General features: G+C 44.0%; 10 protein-coding genes. 2 read left to right on the top strand and 8 right to left on the bottom strand.

Annotation, left to right across the window (positions count from 1 at the left end; genetic code table 11):
* The first annotated feature begins 1 nt into the window (after window position 1).
* On the top strand, window positions 2-343 hold the full coding sequence (locus tag ACOOEY_RS17280) for a hypothetical protein (protein ID WP_420385977.1): 342 nt from the start codon (window positions 2-4) through the stop codon (window positions 341-343).
* A 50-nt stretch (window positions 344-393) separates the two neighbouring features.
* Here ACOOEY_RS17280 and ACOOEY_RS17275 read toward each other — a convergent pair whose 3' ends face one another.
* The 7 genes from ACOOEY_RS17275 to ACOOEY_RS17245 all read right to left on the bottom strand — a co-directional run bounded on the left by ACOOEY_RS17275 (window position 394) and on the right by ACOOEY_RS17245 (window position 16,384).
* Window positions 394-1,104, bottom strand: coding sequence for a TIGR00266 family protein (locus ACOOEY_RS17275; RefSeq protein WP_420385976.1), 711 nt, complete (start codon window positions 1,102-1,104; stop codon window positions 394-396).
* Between the two features lie 45 nt (window positions 1,105-1,149).
* Window positions 1,150-1,524, bottom strand: a complete 375-nt coding sequence (locus ACOOEY_RS17270; RefSeq protein WP_420385975.1) for a Dabb family protein — start codon at window positions 1,522-1,524, stop codon at window positions 1,150-1,152.
* An 87-nt stretch (window positions 1,525-1,611) separates the two neighbouring features.
* A complete protein-coding gene (locus ACOOEY_RS17265; RefSeq protein WP_420385974.1) occupies window positions 1,612-4,647 on the bottom strand; it encodes a WD40/YVTN/BNR-like repeat-containing protein in 3,036 nt (1,011 codons plus the stop codon).
* A gap of 115 nt (window positions 4,648-4,762) precedes the next feature.
* Window positions 4,763-5,212, bottom strand: a complete 450-nt coding sequence (locus tag ACOOEY_RS17260; protein WP_420385973.1) for a hypothetical protein — start codon at window positions 5,210-5,212, stop codon at window positions 4,763-4,765.
* 122 nt (window positions 5,213-5,334) lie between these two features.
* Window positions 5,335-15,042 carry a PEP_CTERM-anchored TLD domain-containing protein gene (locus ACOOEY_RS17255; RefSeq protein ID WP_420385972.1) on the bottom strand — a complete coding sequence of 3,236 codons (9,708 nt, stop codon included), beginning with the start codon at window positions 15,040-15,042 and terminating at the stop codon, window positions 5,335-5,337.
* Window positions 15,043-15,047: 5 nt separating this feature from the next.
* On the bottom strand, window positions 15,048-15,533 hold the full coding sequence (locus ACOOEY_RS17250; protein ID WP_420385971.1) for a hypothetical protein: 486 nt from the start codon (window positions 15,531-15,533) through the stop codon (window positions 15,048-15,050).
* 167 nt (window positions 15,534-15,700) lie between these two features.
* Window positions 15,701-16,384, bottom strand: a complete 684-nt coding sequence (locus tag ACOOEY_RS17245; protein WP_420385970.1) for a LytR/AlgR family response regulator transcription factor — start codon at window positions 16,382-16,384, stop codon at window positions 15,701-15,703.
* 84 nt (window positions 16,385-16,468) lie between these two features.
* On the opposite strand from ACOOEY_RS17245, the gene ACOOEY_RS17240 reads away from it, so the two are divergent.
* Window positions 16,469-18,352: a sensor histidine kinase gene (locus tag ACOOEY_RS17240; RefSeq protein ID WP_420385969.1), complete on the top strand. Its 1,884-nt coding sequence runs from the start codon at window positions 16,469-16,471 to the stop codon at window positions 18,350-18,352.
* Here ACOOEY_RS17240 and ACOOEY_RS17235 read toward each other — a convergent pair.
* On the bottom strand, window positions 18,349-21,573 hold the full coding sequence (locus ACOOEY_RS17235; RefSeq protein WP_420385968.1) for a S41 family peptidase: 3,225 nt from the start codon (window positions 21,571-21,573) through the stop codon (window positions 18,349-18,351). The genes ACOOEY_RS17240 and ACOOEY_RS17235 overlap by 4 nt on opposite strands.
* Window positions 21,574-21,626: the final 53 nt, after the last annotated feature.

The following is a 21,626-nucleotide window of genomic DNA, read 5'->3' as shown; positions in this document are numbered from 1 at the left end:
AATGAATACAACTACGTTATATAGGCCTGTAAATCAAGCAGAATTAGATTTGATCAAAGCTTCTGGATGGAACGCTTTTCCTCCAAGGCTTCCTGAGCAACCAATATTCTATCCCGTAATGAATTTTCAATACGCAGAAGACATATCCAAAAAATGGAATGTAGACGCCTATGGAATAGGATACATTGTAAAATGGGAGATGGATTCAGCGTATTTATCCAGATTCAATGTGGAGAATGTGGGTGGTTCTCATCACAATGAATTATGGGTTCCCGCAGAAGAATTGGAGGAATTCAACAGCAAAATTATCGGAAAAATAGAGTTGATCGCTGAATACAAGTAATAACCGCAAGGGGTAATGAGGATATAAATACCCTTTGCGGTTTATGGGTTTTAGTCGTTGCCTTTTCTTGCTGGTGGCAATGCCCTATGAATCCTGTCTACCAACTTACTGAATGGTAAACTTTGCAAATATACTTTCCCGGGTCCGGTCAGCTTTACCAGAAACAATCCCTCTCCACCGAAAAGGGCATTCTTGAATCCACCGACAAACTGAACGTCATAATTTACTGAGGGGCTGAATCCAACCACACAGCCAGTATCAACTCTAAGCATTTCTCCCGGTTTCAACTCACGTTCTATAATAGTTCCTCCGGCATGAATAAATGCCAAACCATCGCCTGTAAGTCTTTGGAGAATAAAGCCCTCTCCACCGAATAACCCGGCTCCGAAACGCTTGGTAAAAGCTACTTCGATTTCAATACCATGAGCGGCACATAAAAAAGCATCTTTCTGACAAAGGAATTCTCCTCCTTTAGAAGCTAAATCAAGAGGTACAATTTTACCCGGGTAAGGTGAGGCAAAACCTACTGTCTGTCGGCTATTACCCAGATTGGTGAATGAGGTAATGAAGAAGCTTTCACCCGTAAACATTCGTTTCAGTCCTTTCATTAAGCCTCCACCCGTTCCGGTTTCCATCTGGATGTCCTGGTCCATATACATCATCGTTCCGGCTTCTGCCCTCACCGTTTCCTGCGGATCGAGAGTCACCTCTACCAGTTGCATATCATCACCTATCAGTTCATAGTCTATTTCGTGCGCCATAATTTGAGTTATTGGTTATTGGTTAATAGTTATTGGGGTTTGTTTTTATTTGATCAGATAATCGACTACCACTGCATCTTCTATAATACCACCATGCTGCTCTCCGAAGGCCACATGGGCAGGATGCGGTAAATATTCATCCCGAGCCTGCTCATCTTCAAAGGTCAATAGAAAAATATGGGTCATCCCTTTATCATACCCCTCCGGGCTATTATTGAGACCCCATTCGAAGGCCTTGATCTGAGGAATTTCGTTTTGAAGTCCTTCGAATGCTTCAATCAATCCATTCACTTGATCCTCTGTAGCATCATCCGAGAATTTAAAGCATACAACATGTCTTAGACCACCTCCGGTTGACTTAGAATTGGTACAGGCAGCCATTAGAGATACTGTTATGAGGAGAAGAAATATCTTTTTCATTTTAATAGTTTAGGGTTTTCAGTTGGAAGTAAGTTCCACAAGCCCAAATCTGGAACTTAAACTGAAATTTCTCAACTGAATCGTTCATTACTTCAGTCGATCATATCGGGTTTTTAATGCATTCAATGTCTGGTTGAGTTGCTCAATGGCCGTTTGGGTCTGAGTAGTAGGCCTGGCATCGGCCGCCTGCAAGAGGTTATGCATAAATAAGAATTTATGCTGAAGGCCTACCAGGGTCTCACGCTCAGCAGGCACCTGAGTAATACTACCATACATGGTATCAGGGTCACCCACTGCTCCATTGCCTCTTAGGTTTTTGAGTTGATCAGAAGCATTTCCCTTGGCATCTATGGCCTCTACCATTTCCTGCAACTCATGATAGGCCCCGTAACAGGCCATACTCAGGTTAAACTGTTCATCAAGATCTTCAGGACTAATCGTTACCCTTGGATCCATTTTCACGGTTACAGGTCTTTCATAGCTTTGCCCATCAACCGTGAGTCTGGCCCGATAGGTACCCGGTTTAACAAAAGGCCCATGAGGTCCACTCGGAGTATTTTGATAGACTGCCGCAATAGAGAAGTCGCGTTCTGCGCCTTTAGGTGGAGCATATCTCAAGTCCCAAATAAAGCGATGGTGTCCTTCAGTGGTACCCAATTGTTGTTCGGGACGCATCCAGAAAGTTGGGTAGGCATATGACAGGGTATCTCTTTCTTCAGCCGGATCATTACTGCTATACTTTCTGATCAGATTACCCTCAGAATCCAGAATTTCCAGTTGCACTATTCGGGCGGACTGATTGAGTTGATAATCGATTGGGGCACCATCTGGTGGATTTTCGCCTGTAGGTTCTTCAGGAGGTAGTGGCGTATCGCTGAACATGTTCCACCTTACTCTGTAGGTATCTGACGGACCATAGAGATAGGCTTTCCCTGAAGCAGACTTAGCCATTTCCCTCAAAGGTGAAATATGGTCCATAATCCAGATTGATCGGCCATGTGTTCCCACCACCAGATCATCTTCATGAATGACTAAATCTCTGATGGAAGTGGCGGGCATGTTATTTCTTAATGACTGCCAGTTTTTACCCTCGTCAATCGAGAAGTAAACTTCGCGCTCAGTACCGGCATATAGTAGACCTTTCTGCTTTGGATCTTCCCGCACCACATTGACCGGCCCTACCGGATTCATTCCTTTGTTCACCAGCTCCCAGGTTTCACCCCCATTATTGGTTTTATACACATAGGGGGTCATGTCGTCTTTACGGATGGCATTGATGGCGATATAAGCTGTATTCTTATCAAAGTGACTGGCATCTATCTGAGAGACTTTGTCCCATGAGCTCATGGCCGGAGGGGTTACCTCTTTCCAGTTAGCACCACCATCGGTTGTCAGGTGAACACGACCATCGTCTGTTCCGGCCCAGATGACATCTATATCCAACGGTGAAGGGCCCACAGCATAGATGACCCCTCTTCTTCGCATGGTTTCCATCTCCCTGGTCTTGAAATCGCCAACTGAAGCGGGCACCGGAGGTTGTTCATAGGTTAAATCCGGACTGATGACTTCCCAGCCCTGACCTCCATTCATTGTTTTCCATAACACATTAGTAGCAAACAGCAGCATGTTGTCATCAGCCGGGTGGAATAAAAGTGGCATTGTTCTGACACCGCGATAGTCACCGGACCTCAAAGCTTCAGGCGCTACATTGGTAGACTGCCCCGTTTTCTTATTGAATTTCATTACCCTTCCACCATAAATGATATCCGGGTTTTTAGGGTCGGGTGCCACATAGGCATATTCATCGGATCCGACTCCCATAAATTCACGGAATGAAATCTGTCCACCGTTGCCACGGCTGGCAACACCTATGGCTCCACTCTCCTGCTGACCACCATAAACCCAATAAGGGAAGGCATTGTCTGTTTTCACATGATAGAGCTGACTGGTTGGTTGATTGTACCATGAGCTCCAGGTTCTTCCGGCATTCACGGTTACAACGGCTCCCTGATCGGCCACGAATAGCATGATGTCGGGATTAATGGGATTGATCCAAATCCTGTGATAGTCATCGCCACCCGGGGCTCCCTTAAGGGACTGCCATGTCTTTCCTCCATCCCATGAGGTATAGGAGGCTACATTACCTACATAGACTCTATCAGGATTTTTTGGGTGTACCTTGATTTCTGCGAAATCTCCTCCTCTACCCCATAATCTTCGGTCTGTTTGAATCAGCTTCCAGCTTTCGCCTGCATCTTCGCTTTTATAAATTCCTCCATTCTGACGGGCATCAACGGTGGCATAAATGATGTTGGAATTGCCTGGTGCAATACCAATTCCAATTCTTCCCAGACTTTGTTCGGCTCCCGGGAGTCCGTTGGTTAGTTTGTTCCAGGTTTCTCCTCCATCGACAGATTTATATAAACCACTATTGGGTCCGGAAAAAGCAGCATTTTCCCAGGGTCCTTCCTGATGCTCCCACATATCGGCATATATGATTTGCGGGTTATTCGGATCGAACTCTACCTGAATAGCTCCGGTATTATGATTGATGTAGAGCAGCTTTTCCCAGGTTTTTCCTCCATCAGTAGTTCTGAAAACACCTCTTTGCTCATTGGCTCCATACGGATGGCCGAGGCCTGCAACATAAACAATGTCGGGATTGTTTGGGTGGACAATCAAGCGGCCCACTTGTTGCACATCACCTAAGCCCACATGCTTCCAGGTCTTTCCACCATCGGTACTTTTGAAGATACCATCACCCACTCCGAGATCGGGCCTGTGCAGACCTTCACCACTCCCCACATAAAGTATGTCGGGATTGGAAGGAGAAACAGCAATGTCTCCGACTGAACCGGTTGGCGCATCATCGAAGATGGGATTCCAGGTCCTGCCGTAATCATCTGTTTTCCACACTCCTCCGTTATTGACTCCTACATAGAAGACATTGGGCTGAGTTGGAATACCCACACCTCCCACAGTTCTACTGGCCCTGAATGGGCCAATCATTCTGTATTCGAGCGATTGATAACGTGATGGATCGATTTGTTGCCCTGACAGAGAAGAACTCAGAGCAGCCAGTAAAATCAGGAAGCTGAAACGAAGGTATTGACGCATAGACATATCAGAAATAATTAGAGTTTCCGAGTTTACCCATATTGACTCATAAAACCAATGTGTTTTTTTAAGCCTGACTCTTTATCTCATTACTGATGAGATAAAAGTGTATAACCCCGACTTAGAAAATAGTAGCAATCCACTTGATGGCTGTGGCTGTCCAGATTAACAGAATACCATACCTAGACCTGAGCTTTTTCTTTTTATCGTTGATTAGAAAATAAGTCAGTACTGAGCAGTAGAGCAGTCCCAAAACATAAACCGGTATGTATTGCTGAAACTCTAAAAACTGGGCGGTTGCCAATAGCACTATCACTATCCCCATAGCCACAAAGAATGTTTTATGCCTGACTTTCAGATTAAGGGAGTTTCCCGGCTCCACTGATGCCAAAATGGAAGCGAAGGCATAGATGACAAAGCCGTATGGTGCAATTCCAACAAATCGCTCCAGGTAAATAACACTTGAAATAGCCAGAAAAACGGTGATATAACGCGTCATTGGCTTGCGTGAATAGCGAGTCAAAAACAGTGCAGCCCCGGCACTGAGAATGGTTATGGCTGAGGAGATCATAACTATAGTAAATTTACCGATTCGTAAGCGCCTACCTATACCCTGATTAGGGTATTTTTTAAAAAATAAGCCCCCGACAAAATTGCCAGGGGCTTCTATTCACCTAAACACTGTAGTCTTGATTACTTCTTAACCATCAACTTCAGATTTCTTACATATCCGTTGGTATTGACTTTCACGAGATAGACCCCACTGGCCACTCTGCGTCCGTCAAATTCAACTTCTACATTCTGGTCGGCTACCACCTCACCATCGTATAGGGTAGCTATTCTTACACCATTCATGTCAAACACTCCCACGCTGGCCTTGCCATCCATATCACTTGAGAATCTGATGACAGCCGTTCCGCTGGTTGGGTTCGGGAATGCTTCGATACCAATAACCGGAAGGTTCTCAACTTCAACCTCTTTCTTCTTGCCATTACCTTTTGAATCATTGGTGCTGATTCCGGTAACAGTTGAAGTTGATGATTTACCTCTGTGAATTACCACGGTACCTTTATCGATCTGCTCCTGTGTTTCAACATCGAGTGCTACACCAGCCTCATTATCATAAATCACATTACCTGAAGCGGTCTCGTAGATCTTGATTCTGAATCTGTCATTAGGAGCTCTGTCGTTCACATGGATATCAACCATAGTGGCCACATAAGAGAATCCAGCCACATCGTTGATTCTACCTGTACCTTTCATCACAGCATTGTCATCCATGATCACCATCCACTGAGCTTCTTCAGACTTAAACTTGAAGCCTGCACTATTGAGGTGGAAGTTCATAGTTCCCTGCAGCCTGCCATTGTTCAGGTATTTACCCTGGAAGCCATAGTTCGATTTTCCTTGTGCCGAAACATTGCTTACCAAATCACCCGGTTGAGAAGTAATGAAACCACCACCGGTGATGTGACCTTCATTCGGATCGAATACCGGCACATAGGTGTACACGCTGGTATCAGACTCGCCACAAGCATCGACAACAGTCAATGTTACAGTATATAGCCCTGTGGCACTGTAGCTGTGTACTCCGGTTACCATGTTATTAGCTATAGTTCCTTCAGTAGTTGAACCATCACCCCAATTCCATGTAGCAGACACCACATTGTTATCGGTGTAACCAGCGCTGTAAGTAGCAGCACCATTGATGATAATTGACTCCTGCATACTGAATCCGTTGATGACCGGAATGTCATTGGTCACCGTAATGGTTTGAGTACCTGTAGTCACATTACCATTTACATCCGTAGCGGTCCAGGTTACCGTTGTAGTTCCTACCGGATAGAAGTCTAGTCCGTTGTCTACAATTGAAGCTACTGCACAATTATCGGTTGCTGTTGCCTGTCCAATATTTACTACAGCTCCACAAACATCAGGGTCATTCAATACCGTGATGTTGGCTGGTACTGTCAATATCGGAGCCACATTGTCCTCGACAGTTACGGTTGCGTTGGCTGAGCTTACATTTCCATTGACATCGGTTACTGTTAAGGTTACCGTATTGTTGCCAACATGTGAGCAGTCAAAGTCGTACTGATTCAGTTCGTAGCTGGCTATACCACAGGCATCATTCGAACCATTGTCGATCATGGCGGTGGTGATGCTGGCTGCACCATTGGCATCTAACTGAATAGTTACATTCTGAGTAATTACCTCAGCGGCAGTTACGTCTTTCACAGTTACTGTAGCAGGAGCTGTAGCACTGTTACCATTAACATCCATCACAGTCAATATTACTGTATTGTCACCCACATTTGAACAATCGAAGTTCGATACATCAAGAGTCAACGATGCTATTGCACAATTGTCTGAAGAACCGTTATCGATCATTTCAGGAGTGATACTGGCATTGCCCTGAGCATCCAGATCAATTGAAATGTTCTGGGTAATCACTGTTGGAGCCACATTATCCTCAACGGTTACAGTAGCATTAGCTAAGCTTACGTTTCCATTGACATCTGTTACGGTTAAGGTTACTGTATTGTCTCCTACATTCGAGCAATCGAAGTTGTATTTACTCAATTCATAGGTGGCAATACCACAGGCATCGTTCGAACCATTATCGATCATGGCGGTAGTGATACTGGCTGCACCATTGGCATCCAATTGAATTGTTACGTTTTGCGTAATCACTTCTGCCGCTGTTACATCATTCACCGTTACAGTTGCTGAAGCATTTGCACTGTTGCCATTTACATCGATGACAGTCAACACAACCGTATTGTCTCCCACATTTGAACAGTCGAAGCTGGTCACATCGAGTGATACAGATGCTATTGCACAGTTATCTGAAGATCCGTTATTGATCATTTCAGGGGTAATGCTGGCGTTTCCGCTAGCATCGAGATTGATAGAAATATTCTGTGTAATGACTGTTGGAGCCACGTTGTCTTCAACAGTCACGGTCGCGTCAGCGGAGCTTACGTTTCCATTGACATCTGTTACTATCAAGGTCACTGTGTTTGCGCCTACATTCGAACAATCGAAGTTGTAGTTGCTCAGAGCGTAGCTGGCAATTCCACAAGCATCATTCGAACCATTATCAATCATGGCTGCAGTAATGCTGGCCAATCCGTTAGCATCTAACTGAACAGTGATGTTCTGAGTAATTACCTCTGCGGCTACATTGTCTTCTACCGTAACAGTAGCATCGGCAGTAGAAACATTACCATTTACATCTGTTACCAGAAGTGTAACCGGATTATCTCCCACATTAGAACAATCGAAGCTTAAGCTTTCTACACCTTGCTCACCTGTTGAATAAGTAGCTTCAACATAAAGTCGCTTGTAAGTACCAGGGCAAGGATCACCGAAGATGCCATTTACTGCAGCTATAGAGAAGGAATTCTGACCTATAGCAGCACTTAGTCTATCCATTGAGAATTGTGAGTGACAACCGCTCTGAACGAACTGGCCATTCACAACATTTGGTGTACCATAGCTGGCAAAATTGATTCCTGTGATCACTGCTCCGGCAGGTGCTGTCAGAGTTAAGGCATAACCTTCATTGGCGGTTGCTCTTAAAATCCCTTCAGTCGTAGAAGCAAACTGAACAGACTCAATACCACATGCATCGCTGCTGCCATTATCTACCATATCAGGAGTAATAGTGGCGTTACCGTTAGCATCTAACTGAACCGTAATGTTTTTCGCAACCGCATCAGGTGCTGTCACATCTCTTACAGTTACAGTGGCATAAGCACTGGCAAATACTCCATTCTGATCGTGAGCCGTAAGTTCCACTACATTCTCCCCTACCTGTGCACATCCAAACTCTGTGATGTTAAGGCTTAGGGTGAATGAACAGTTGTCGTAAGTACCATTGTCGATCATTTCAGGTGTAATGGAAGCATATCCATTAGCGTCAAGGTCAACAACAATGTCTTGTGTAATTACGGTTGGAGCAATTTCATCTCTCACCTCTACATCTGCCGGTGCCGTAGTTTGATTTCCATTAACATCGTAGGCAGTTACCTGAATTTCATGGAAACCAACCTCATCACAATTCCAGGCTGTTTTACTCAACTCAACTCGGTCAATACCGCAATTCTCTGCGATAGTTTCCAGGTTAAAGTCTGATGCCGAAAGTGATGCAACACCATTAGCATCAAGGTAAATGATGAATGACTCTCTGGTAAGGAATACCGGAGCCACATTATCTTCTACTGTAATGATTGATGTAGCAGTTGATTCGTTGCCATTGACATCTCTCACAGTCAGAATCACAGTGTTTTCTCCAACATCAGCACAGCTAAATTGCTCTTTGCTCAGGCTGATACTTTCAATACCGCAGGCATCATAAGAACCATTATTGACCGCTGCCGGAGACAGGTTATAATTACCATTTTCATCCAGCTGTACCGTCAGGTTATTAGCACTAGCTGTTGGCGCTGTTATATCATTCAATTCAAAAGTGATGGTGGCAGTAGCTGTAGACTGAATGTTGCAGTCTTCTGCGCTTCCTCCATATTCCACTACAAATCCTGCGATTGAATTCCCAATTGAATGAGGATAATCATTCCATCTGCCATCAGACAGGAAGTGAGCATAGTCTTCACCGCCAAGTGGTGGATAGTCATTTGGTTCTCCACCGGCCCAGTTGTTATACTCTCCATTGACAGCATATCCGCCTGCATTGCCCTGGCCTATATAGAATAGGGTTCCGGCTTCAGGGCCTGTCTCCCATCTCCACTGACCTTCTTGCTGAGCATCGCTGGCACCAATCCATCCCTGTCCATTCAACTTGGCAGCAGCAAATGCATTTTCTGCCGCACTGGTAATAGTAACCAGATATCCCTGCTGTCCATTATAGGTTCTGCTTTCAGCCATGCTCTTGGCCTGAGTCCAGGTTACACCAGGGGCATAAACAAACTCGTAGAAGTGACCATTGCCGGAGAATACGATGGTTCCATCATCTCTCTTCACAATATATTCGGCAGTAGCAGTGTGATTAGTAGACTGACCAGGTGTATAAGTAAATGTACCATTGCCATTATCTACTATGCTTCCGCTGCTTGGCTGACTAACAAAATCAACTTTCAACGACTCACCATATGGGTCAGAATCGTTACCCAACAAATCGGCAACACTGAAAGTAACCGGCTCGCAATTATCAAGTGTGAAGCTGTCTGCTTCTGCTACGATTGGCAGTACATTTAGCACGGTCACTGTAACCTCTTGCTGAGCAATTTGTCCATTGACATCTGTTACAGTGATGGTTACAGTATTGTCTCCCAATTCGGAGCAGTCGAACGATAGTTGGCTTGCAGCAGAATTAGCTACTCCACAATTATCGTCTGTCGACAGAAGTATATCGGCCAGCTGGATACTTCCATATCCATTCTGATCTAATTGAACTGTTGCATTTTGAACAGTCATGGTAGGCGCAGTATTATCAAGAACTCTAACCTGTGCTGTTCCACTGGCATTACTTCCCAGCGTAGAGGTGGCCGTCAGGGTCACTGTATTATAACCTACATCCGAGCAATCAAATGAAGATATATCCAGTGACAAACCTGATAGCCCAACCAAAGAGCTGGAACCGTCATCTACATCTTCCGGAGCAATGGTCACCTGACCATTTCCATCGAGATAAACGGTAATGTCTTTTGTAATTACTGTTGGTACCGGATCGATTACGGTGACCTGAACAGAGGTAGATGCTGAATTACCACTAGCATCGGTTACAGTAAGTTGCACTGTCACCGGACTGTTAATAGCATCCTGAGCACCAAAAGTATCCTGACTGAGGCTGTAGGAAACTACACCGCAATTGTCTGAAGCACTTACCAGTACATCCTGAGGAGTAATGGACACCGTACCCGATGCAGTCAGGGTGACTTCAACGTTCTGACCTGTTACTGTCGGATCGATATCGTCCAATACGGTTACCAGGGCAGTACCATCGGCTGAGTTACCATTGTTATCTGTTGCAGTCAGGGTTACAAGAACACCTTCTGTTTCGCCCTCAAAAGCAGGCATATCTGTAGTCCAGACAGTCCCGTTTGTATTTGCGTCATTGTTCCCAGCCAGATCCTCAAGGTTAGTACCCGAGCCAGTGTCCATGTTGTAGTATAAAACGAGACCATTCTCACTACCACTAAGTCCCTTATTATAGTTATCGGCAATCTCCTGTGTGGTTCTTGCCACATTCCATAAGCGTACCTCGTCTACTTGTCCATTGTGGTAAGAATGAATACCTGTCTCAGCAATAGTAAATGGCGCATTACTGACTGCCGGAGTTGTATTGGCAACAGTAGTAGTACCAACCAGCTGACCATTGAGATATAAGCGGGCCTGGTTACCGTCTTTTACTCCTGCCAGGTGATACCATGTATCAAGCTCAACCGCAGGGTTACCTGATGTTACGACAGACGCATGATCTAAAACCTGGTTATCTGCCCACATTTGGAATAGGAAACGTTGCTCGTTGAAATTGTACCAAAGGCCATATTCTCTATCATTAGACGTTCCTTTTCCAACTACTCTTACCCAATCGTTAACATTGCTTTCAATCTTAAACCATGTCTCAATAGTCATGTTTCCGGCACTTGTTCTCAAACTTGCATTGTCTGCCACGGAAACATTTTGATTGCCGTTGAAGTCCAAGGCAAAGACATTGGAGTTTCCTGAGGTGCTGCTTAAGTCGTCACAATCAAAATCCGTTATGTCTAGTGAGAGATTCGCGATTCCTGAAGGATCAGAAGAACCATTGTTAATCTGCTCCGGAGTAATGGAAGCATTTCCGTTCTCATCGAGGTAAACGGTTACATTCTGAGTACTTACTGTTGGTGGGGTAACATCAATTACAGTTACTGTTCTTGTTAATGTTTCAGAGTTATTACCCTGAGCATCAACTGCCACATACTCCAGTGTATAAGTTCCTAATGTATTCGTATCAACTGTACCGGTTACCTGAACTGATGCTGAACAATTATCATCAGCCACTGCTCCAGGATCATTAAATGTATCGAATTGATTGACGGTCATATCTCCTCCGTTCAATACCAGAGTTGGCACAGTTTGGTCTACCCCTAACTCACATTCACAGGTGGCAGAGAAGTTGGCACTTGTTCCTACTCCCTGGCCTCCATTGACTGAAGTTGGCACTCCATTGGCATCTACTGCTGCAACAAGTCTGCCTTGTGCATCAATAGCATCTAAGCCAAGTCCTAAGCTTCCTTCTACCGCATCTGCACAACCATCGTTGTCAGAATCGAGGTCTAAGTCGTTAGTAATTCCATCTTCATCGAAGTCACATAGCGAGAAGAAATCTGCTCCGAAGGCAAAGTTCACATAGGTCTCAGCATCCAGATAATCGAAGCTCAATGACGAAAACTCACCATTAAATCTCAAGACGATATTCCCTTCTTTTCCTGTAACCACATTTCCGTTGACGGAAGTTGTAGCTTCTTCGATCCAAAGCACATCAAAGTCATCTTCGAACTCAATGTTAACAGTTGGGCCACCACCGATAGATGCAAATACCAAAACAGGATTGGTCATTGGCTCATCAAAAGCCAGGGTGTTCTGAGAAGCCAAATCATTTCTGATTGATGTTTGATTAGGGATGTCAAACTCAGCAGGGAACTTATGAATACCAAACAAATTGCTTGTGGTAGTAAAGTTCACATTAGAAGAATAGGTATAGCCAATTCCATTAATGGTTCCTCTTGCGCTTTTCGCCAATCCATTAACCGGGTTTTGCAAAGCCGGTCCATCTGACCAGAAGAAGGCCGATGAAGAACATTCATCTGCATCGAGTATACCGTCATTGTCATCATCAAGGTCACAAATATTCGGAACACCATCGCCATCGGCATCAAGTCCTCCCAGTACAGTCACTGTAGCTGTTTCTGTGGTTTCATTTCCGAAAGGATCGACAACAGTGAGTTCCACTACATTGTCTCCGATATCGGCACAAGAGAAGCTAGATTGGCTAACAGTCATATTCACGATTCCTGAATCATCTGTTACATCTGCGAAAACAGAGTAAGTAACAGGCACTACTCTGGATAGGGTAATACCTCCAATAAATGATCCGGCCGCATCATCAACACCCAATTGCTCAAACACCAGGCGAGCCTGCGTTTCAGCATTGACAGTAAATGTTACAGTTTCGGTAGCAGCTGTTAGTTGTGAAGCGAAAGTCTGGTCTAAGAGACCATCTATGACTACTCTCACTGAGTTATTGCCAGCCGGGTTGTTGTTTAGTCTGTGATCGAAACTGATCTGATAATCTCCAGGCACGAAGAGGAAAGCCTCCTTTGTTGTGATGGTAGAGTTATTCGTTCCTGCAAGGTCAATTTCAACACTGCCATTATTGGTGATGTAATCTCCTACATCTACATTGTCATTGGCATCTCCAAAAGACCAGTTAGCCAAGGTAGTTTGAACACCCGTGGCCTCTGCACTGAAATCTTCTGAGAAAAATTCCGACAGATAGGCACCTGCTTCAATTGAAGCCTGACCATTAGCATCCAGTTCGATCGTTGCATTTTGCGTGATTAATACCGGAGATTCGGTATCAACGGCACCCACATTAACGGTTCTGGTAATCGTATTTGATTCATTGCCTGAACCGTCAACTGCTTTATAGCTCACCTCATATGCCCCCGGAGTATTGATATCAACAGTTCCTGAAACCTCAACATTGGCAGAACAATTGTCTGCAGCGGTTGCTCCCGGATCGTTGAATTGTTCTCCGGCTGCCAGGTAAACGGTAGCAGCGCCATTGAGCGATATGGTTGGTGAAATGTTATCTACCACCGTTACACCAAAGGCTTCTGATCTTGTGTTGCCTAATGGGTCTGTGGCAGTAAGGATTACTGCATTATTTCCATTTCCTGACCCGTAGGCATTACCTTCAGATACTTTGTATCCATAGGCCTGATTATTAGCATGAACCCAAATATTTTCTCCATCAAATGAAAGTCCTTGTGAAGTGTAATTACTTACAGTAAAACTAGACTCATAACTCTTACTGGCTACATCTATAATATGTATAACATTCCAGCTGTTAGGATAAGGAGACCAGTTGTCGGTTCTTCCACCCATGTAGATCTTTCCGTTGGCATGGATCATTGATCTAAAGTCACCACCTCCTGGAAGGTTGATAACTCCCTGATAAGAACCATCCGATTTATTAAGAATGATGATTTGTGTGGAGTTATATCGGTGATAATAAACAAAGTTATCATCGGTAGTCACAGCTCTCGGACCATACGCTCCTCCACCCTGAATTGACCTTTGCCAAACCTGATTTAAATTTCTGTCAACTCTTCTTATCACCTGCGAGTAATAATCCGCCTGAAAATAATCACCAGTTTCTCCGTCAACCCATAAATCAAGTATAGAATTATAAGGGAATGTAAAAGACCCTAAGGAATTTCTGTCTTTATCAAACCTATAAATAGTGTTAGTACTCCATTGTGGAAAAAGATATTCTTCTGTTACCGGATCATAAGCAGCACCCAGGGAATAATTAGACTGGTTTTCAGTACCTATATAGGTAGGGGTTACAATTGAAGAATTACCTGCGAGGTCATCACAGGTGAATACATCTCTATCGATAGTCAGGGTTACTGTTCCATCCGGGTCAGTTGTTCCTGTATCTACATCCTGAGGGGTAATAGTGGCCTGGCCATTGGCATCTAAGTAGACCGTAATGTCTTGCCCCTGAATAATTGGGGCTGACTTATTGTATTCAATAGCATAAACCTCTATTTCCTGAATGAAACCATAAGGAAAGCCATAACTACCTGTAGTCGTAACGTTCAGTCCTGTTAAGGCTCTGATTGAATTACTGCTTTGATGGCCACTACCATCAACGGCATAATAACTCCAGCCTCTTACATAACCGCCAGACATGTTACTGTCTATATAGATATCATGTCCTCCGCCAAAGGTAGGTCCATAATTGCTGCGATTATAAGTAGCGTTCTGAACATAATTAGGATGAATATCTCCCTTTTGGTTGGTTGTCAGATTGAAAAGGAAGGCATCTGCTCCACCTGAATAGGTATTTGAAGATGTCCAGGACGTTGGATTATAACCTCCGAATACAGTGCCATTGCTTCCTTTAATAAGGACCAGTGTTGGGCCCTGATTATCTACGGCATTATGAAATGCCGTTCCTGAAGCACCATTTACAGATTTTCTATAAATCAGGGTTCCTGATGGAACAACACCAGATTCTTCTAACCAGGTTCTCAACACCTGATCATCATCACCATCGGCCAGACTCGAGCCGGGTAAAATTGGAAAAACAGATTGTGCACTAATCGCTGAACTGAGTAGCAGCATGACTAGTAACAGACTTATTTTAGATAGATTTTTCATGCTTCCTACTCCTTAATGGTTACATCAAATAATTGGAAATACTCCGATACAGAAATCGGTAAACCGTCCCCTGATTGATGGGTAAGGTTGATTTCCGGAAGTTGACTACAGTCATTCAAAACAGTTATTCCGGCAGCAATCGCAGACTCCTTTATGTCTTCATTGCCACTTTGTTTAACTGTTAATGGATAAGCTATTGTAAGCGCTTTGCCACTTTGATTATCAACCTTGAGTTGAATTACCTGTCTGGTAGTTGATTCAGCCAACATCTCATCAGACGGAGCATCGACTTCGCATTCGGTTACCAGATAATAGACAGCAACCCCGGAAGCCTCTTTCAGAAGCTTCCAGTCTTCCTGCCCATAAGTTTGAAAGGATAAAAGCATCAGGATTCCGATGCCACAAATTGTTCGATTGGTTGTTGCGGTGAAGTAGTTCACCAAAGTGGAATGCATAAAAACATGCCTCACTTTTGGTAAAAGAGAGTTCATACACTATATGTTTTGGTTGTAGTATTCTTATCTGAGCAACAGCTACAGAGTCAGTCTAACAGTGCAGTTCAGGTGAGTTGTTAGTGAAATTAATTCAATTATTGTGTACAGCTAAAAGTTTGTTGTGAATGACATAGCTTTGTATGTCAGCTGTATTTATTGAAGAATCAATCGGTGTCGATTTTATCAAGTATAGAGGCCTTCTTAGATCGGCTAACGGGAATGCGTTCATTATCAATTTCCAGGTAATCAGCCCCTACCCTTACCACCTTGTCCATATTGACGATATAGGAACGATGAACACGAATGAAGTTGGTTGACGGCAGTAAATCCATCATTTCTGAAAGTGGCTTTCTGTGAATGAACTTCTTTGAATTGGTGCTTATTTCTGTGTAGACATTGTCGGCTTTTAACCAACGAATATCATTCAGCTTGATTCTAACGGTATCATAACCTTCTTTCAGATTAAGAAACTGATTACCATTGTTTTGAGAGATTTTTATCCTGGCCACCTCCAACGTCTTGAATACCTCTTCTTCGGTAAATGGCTTCAACATATAAGACAATGGCTCATATTGTAGGGCTTCTCCTATAGTTTTTGGATCTGAGTACGAAGTAAGGTAGACAAAGGGCACCCCCTTATTCTTACAGGCCCGTGCCAAATCGATTCCTGTAGTTTTCGATTCCAGGTTAATATCAAGAAAGACAAGGTCGGGCTGATGTTGATTTAAATAACTATCGAAGTCGAGATTACCTGAGAACAATACCCTAACGTGATTGCCCATTTTTTCCAGAACGGATTTTAAGTATTCAGCTATGATGGTTTCATCCTCAACAAGGATGACTTTCATGCTATTCGGCATAAGGTGTTTTGGTTGAACAGGAGCTAAATATAAATTCTTTTTTAACTTTTGATCCTCCAAGAGCAGCCCCATATGAAATTTATTTCAGATAGCATTTTTACAACCTACTTTACCTTTAAAAATTCATATTTTGTGATTTTCAGAGGTATTTGGGTATTCGTACTGACACTATGCCCATTGTCTTTAATCAGAGGACAGGAAGAAACTTTCTCAGAGAATCAGCTGGTATTAATTTCCGACTATCCGGCCGAAGAGGTTTCTGCCGATCTTCAAAAAGCAATAAGTTTAACAGACTATGGAAACTATAACGATGCCATCCCAATCTTCGAAAAACTGGAGCACTCAGAGCTGATTCATAGTAATGATTCCATGCGTATGGCCATGCTGGAATCGAGGGCTTTTATGTGTAAGGTAATGCGCAAAAACAACCAGGCTCTGGCAGACTACATGGAGATGCTCGACTACTACACAAGCAGGCAGGATTTCAATAATATGGCCAAAACAGAAACACTACTAGCTGAATATTATCGTGCCAGGGCCCTGGGAGATCTGTCTGACAGACATCTCGAGATAGCTGAGGAAATTATCGACAACCATGAAGTTGACCCCTGTAACATTTCTTATTGGTTTAGCCGGAAGGCAGCCAATGAATCTCAATTCAGAAGTAACGCCAATAACGTAGGCTTCTTCAGTCAAAAAGCACTGGAATTAGCCAACGAACCATGTGCTCAATATACCAAAGCGCTCATCCTGAATGAACTGGCCTATTTGTATGGCGCTACTCATTTTGACGAGGTTGAACGAATTGTCTCACATTATGAACAATCTTCTGAAATACTCAGAAATATGAACAGGCAAAGAGACCTGGCAACAGTACAGCATAACCTGGCGGTATACTATGCTCGCAGAGGAGAAGCCGACAAATCACTGGAAGTACTGGGGCCCATAATTGCTCTGGCAGAACTCAACGAATGGCACAGCGCACTCGAAGACCTCTACCTGATTCAGATGACAATCTTCCAATCCAAAGGCTGGTACGAAAGAGCCTATCACATATCAAGAAAGGCCTATCAGTCTAAAATTTCGCTGATGGTTGACCAGTATGCAATTGATGTAGAAGAGCTTCAGGCCGTACATGACAGGGAGTTGGCTGAAAAAGCCCTGGCAGAAGCAGAAGTCAGAGCAGATAATAATCAACGGGCACTGGTCTATACCATTGGTGGCTCAACCTTACTGGCCATTTCTACGCTCACAGTGGTATTTCTTTTTCTAAGGGTACGTAAGAAAAATTCTCAGCTTTCTATTCAACAAGAAGCCATCGCAAAAACGAATGAGCAGCTTTCTTATTCATTGGAGGAAAAGGAAGTACTCTATAAAGAGCTGAATCACAGGGTCAAAAACAACCTCATGGTACTCTCAGGCCTGATTTACCTGCAAGAACAAACAGATGAAGACCGAGGCAATCACGGTTTATATGGTGCTCTGAGAAATCGTATCCAAACCATGGCTATGGTACACGAGAAACTCTATGGCCTTGAGTCAACTACCAGAGTTAACTTTCAGGAGTACCTGGAAGAACTCTCTCCTTTGATTTGTAATACCTTCAGGAAGGGCTCAGGGCATATTCCCATCAACATCAGCTGTAAAGAGTTATCTCTACCGATCAACAAGGCCATTCCACTGGCTCTGATATTCAATGAACTGATCACCAACTCCATCAAACATCTTAATGATAAAGCCCTGGCCCAAGGTATTTCCATTAGCTGTAAAAATGACAATGGGTCAACACTGATTGAGTACAGAGACCACGGCAACGGCTTACCAACAGGTTTCGACCTGTCTGCTTCTAAGAGCATGGGTATGAGAATTGTGAACCTTATGATTCAACAGTTGAAGGCCACTTTTAGTCACCATTCTTCTGATGAAGGATTAAGGTTCACAATCAGATTTGACTAATTATCCTTTTTAACCGGCCGCTTCCAGCGAATTGGTGCTTCAGGCTCAGGTTTGAGTGTTACTTCCTGAGTTTCCAGTAGCCGCATTGCCTCTTTAATAGCTGCTTCCAGTTGAGGATCATGTCCATCAATCACCAGCCTCGGGGTCTGTTCAACCGGTATATCAGGAGAAATCCCCTTTCCTTCTACATCCCATTCTCCATCAGTATTGTAAAAACCACCTCTTGGCGCTACCATTCTACCATTGTCGATAAATCTGGGAGTATCCCAGGTACCAACCAGGCCTCCCCAGGTACGAGTACCTACCAATGGTCCGATTTCCATCTGATGAAACATATAAGGCAAAAGATCACCGCCTGAACCGGCACGTTCATTAATGATCATCACTTTCGGCCCCCAGATTCCTGCACCCGGAGATGGGAATGGCCGATGCCCTTCTACCCTGCTGTTAAAGTATCCATGAAGCTCTCTGGACATGATATCTACCATGTAGTCTGCAGCAGAGCCACCACCGTTATTACGCTCATCGATAACAGCTCCCTTTTTATCCTGCTGGGCAAAGTAGTATCGATTGAAGTAGGTATAGCCGGGATTGCTGGTATTTGGCACATACACATAGGCTAACTTGCCTCCTGATAACTGATCGACTAATCTTCGGTTACCTTCGATCCAGTCAAACTGTCGAAGGCCTCCTTCATTACCAATGGTCTCTACTAAAACAGTTCTGGCTCCTTCTTTGGAAGGTTGAGAATTGATGGTAAGCGTAACCTGACGACCGGCAGTTCCTTCAAAATAGCTAAAGAAGTTATCCTCCACGGACAAGTCTTCTCCATTAACCTGAACTATGTAATCGCCCTCACTAACTCCCAGACCCGGTTGTGCCAGGGGAGCAGAAAGGTTCGGGTTCCAGTTTTCACCAGTGTAAATTTTCTCTATTCGGAAGCCATTACGATCTGGCACTATATCGGCACCCAACAGTCCTACTCTGTCACTGGTGAGGTCAGGGTAATCTCCGCCTGAAACATAACTATGCCCTACCGCGATCTCTCCGCTAATGATATCAACAATGTAGTTCAGGTCTGAACGATGTCTTACATGCTCAACCCATGGAGCATACCATTTCCATACTTCATCCCACGGAGCGCCATGTGTATTGTCCACGTATAGGAAATCACGCATAAACCTCCACCCTTCTTTCAGTATCTGTTTGGCCTCTTCTGTCGGATCAACTTTCACTCGAATTCCATTCAGGTCAAGACGACCATCACCTACTTTCTTTGAACCTCCCTTAGTGGATATTATTCCCCAGGTTCCTCCACTTCTGTAGAGTAGATTATTTCGATCTGATGAAACCACACCATAGGCAATAGAAGGCAGGAAAGTAGTAGCCTTCTGTTCTTCCAGGCTGTAGCGTTGGAGTCTGGCACCTTCCTGAGGAACATTTTCCACGTAGAAGAAATGACCCTCAGGACCGGGCATCATTTGAGTGTAATTTCGTGCGGGTACATTAATTGGAATAATACGTTCTGCAATACCCTCAGCATCAATATTTACAACTACCTCGTATTTCTTATCCTCCTTTTTCTCTTCTCCCGTGGGTTCTTCATCACTTTTAGGTAAAAATGGCGACTTACCGTCTTTTGAAAGCACCATCAGATAAGGTGTATAACTAAGAGGGGCGTTATAAGAACTCATATCCAACCAACCACTGGTTAAACCATAGTCAGTCGATGCCAGGAAGTACAGGTATTGGCCATTGGCATCCCAAACCGGAGACATAGCATCAGCCATGGCATCTGTAAGAGTTAAAGTAGCTCCTGTTTCTACATGATGAACTTTAACTGCTTTAAACTGATTCGGCTGCAATTGAACATAAGCTATCCATTTGCTATCGGGTGACCACTCCGGGTTTAAAGTGCGGTTAGGGTGAGCATATAAGTCCGTGTCTGCCTTTTTGGCCACACCAGACTCAATATCTACATACCACATGTTATAATCAGTATCGGTGTATGCAATGTACTTTCCATCAGGAGACCACTGAGGTCTGAAATAAAAAGTCTGATTAGGAAGGGTAATGGTCCTGGGAGCTTCCAGTCCCATTTGATCTGCAATCTTTAACTCATATTCGCCTGATTCATCTGAAAACCAGGCTACCTGATCACCATTGGGAGACCAAACCGGAGCCCTGTCCGCATATAGGCTTGAGTTGGTCAGGTTTCTCCAGGCACCTTCTTCCTTCGGAACGGTAATAATATCTCCCCTGAATTCGAATATGGCTCTTTGACCTGTTGGCGAGATTTGTGCGTTTTGCATATCGAAAGCTCTCGCATCCACCCATCGAGGCCTGCCCCAGTTCATGTCACCTGCAACATTGATATTTAACTGTTGAGATTCTCCTGTTAAAGGATTGATCGTATGCAGATACCCTCCTTGCTCATAGACCAACATTCCTCCACCGGCATCAATATTCTTTACATCAAAATCAGCATGATGAGTGATCTGTTTCTCTTCTCCTGTTTGAGGGTTGAAGCTCCAAATATTATTCGCATAGTCTCTTTCAGACAGATAGTAGACCACTCCACCCATCCAAACCGGACTGGTATGTCTCTCATTATCCGGCTGAGGCGTCATCTTTAAGTTGTAGTTTTTTAAATCAACAATCCAGATAGGCTTAGCTTGTCCACCTCTGTGATTTCTCCATTCAGGATCCCAGAAAGAAATCTGCTGATAGGCAATCCATCTGCCATTAGCCGAAATCTCACCGTCAACAGCTCTTGGTATGGGTAATTCCTTCGGATGTCCCCCGGTTGTAGAGACTGTAAAGAATTGCGATTCTTTGGTTGGATGTCCATTGCGTCCAGAAGAGAAAAGCACCTCACCTTCAGGTGTCCAGCCCGTCACATTATCACCTGAAGGATGCCAGGTCAATCGCTTAGGCTCTCCACCCTGAGATGGAATTACATACACGTCCTGATTACCATCGTACTGCCCCGAAAAGGCAATCATAGAACCATCGGGTGAGAAATGCGGATTGGTTTCTCCTCCTATATTGGAGGTAAGCCTTTTGGCATTCCCTCCTCCTTTCTCCACAATCCAAAGGTCATTGGCGTAAACAAAGGCAATATGTGTATCAGAAATAGTGGGTTGCCTCAAAAGCATGGTACCCTGAGCCATGGTCAGGCAGCTTATGAACAAGGCAGTCAATGTCAAAATTCCTTTCATAGAAGTGTATGGTTGTTTGCCCGATTAATCTAGAAAAAATGCATAAGGCAAAC

The organism is Roseivirga sp., assembly GCF_965216855.1.
Taxonomy (GTDB): Bacteria; Bacteroidota; Bacteroidia; order Cytophagales; family Cyclobacteriaceae; genus Roseivirga.
The sequence above is the reverse complement of the archived record's forward strand: the minus strand, read 5'-3'. Positions and strand labels throughout refer to the sequence as shown.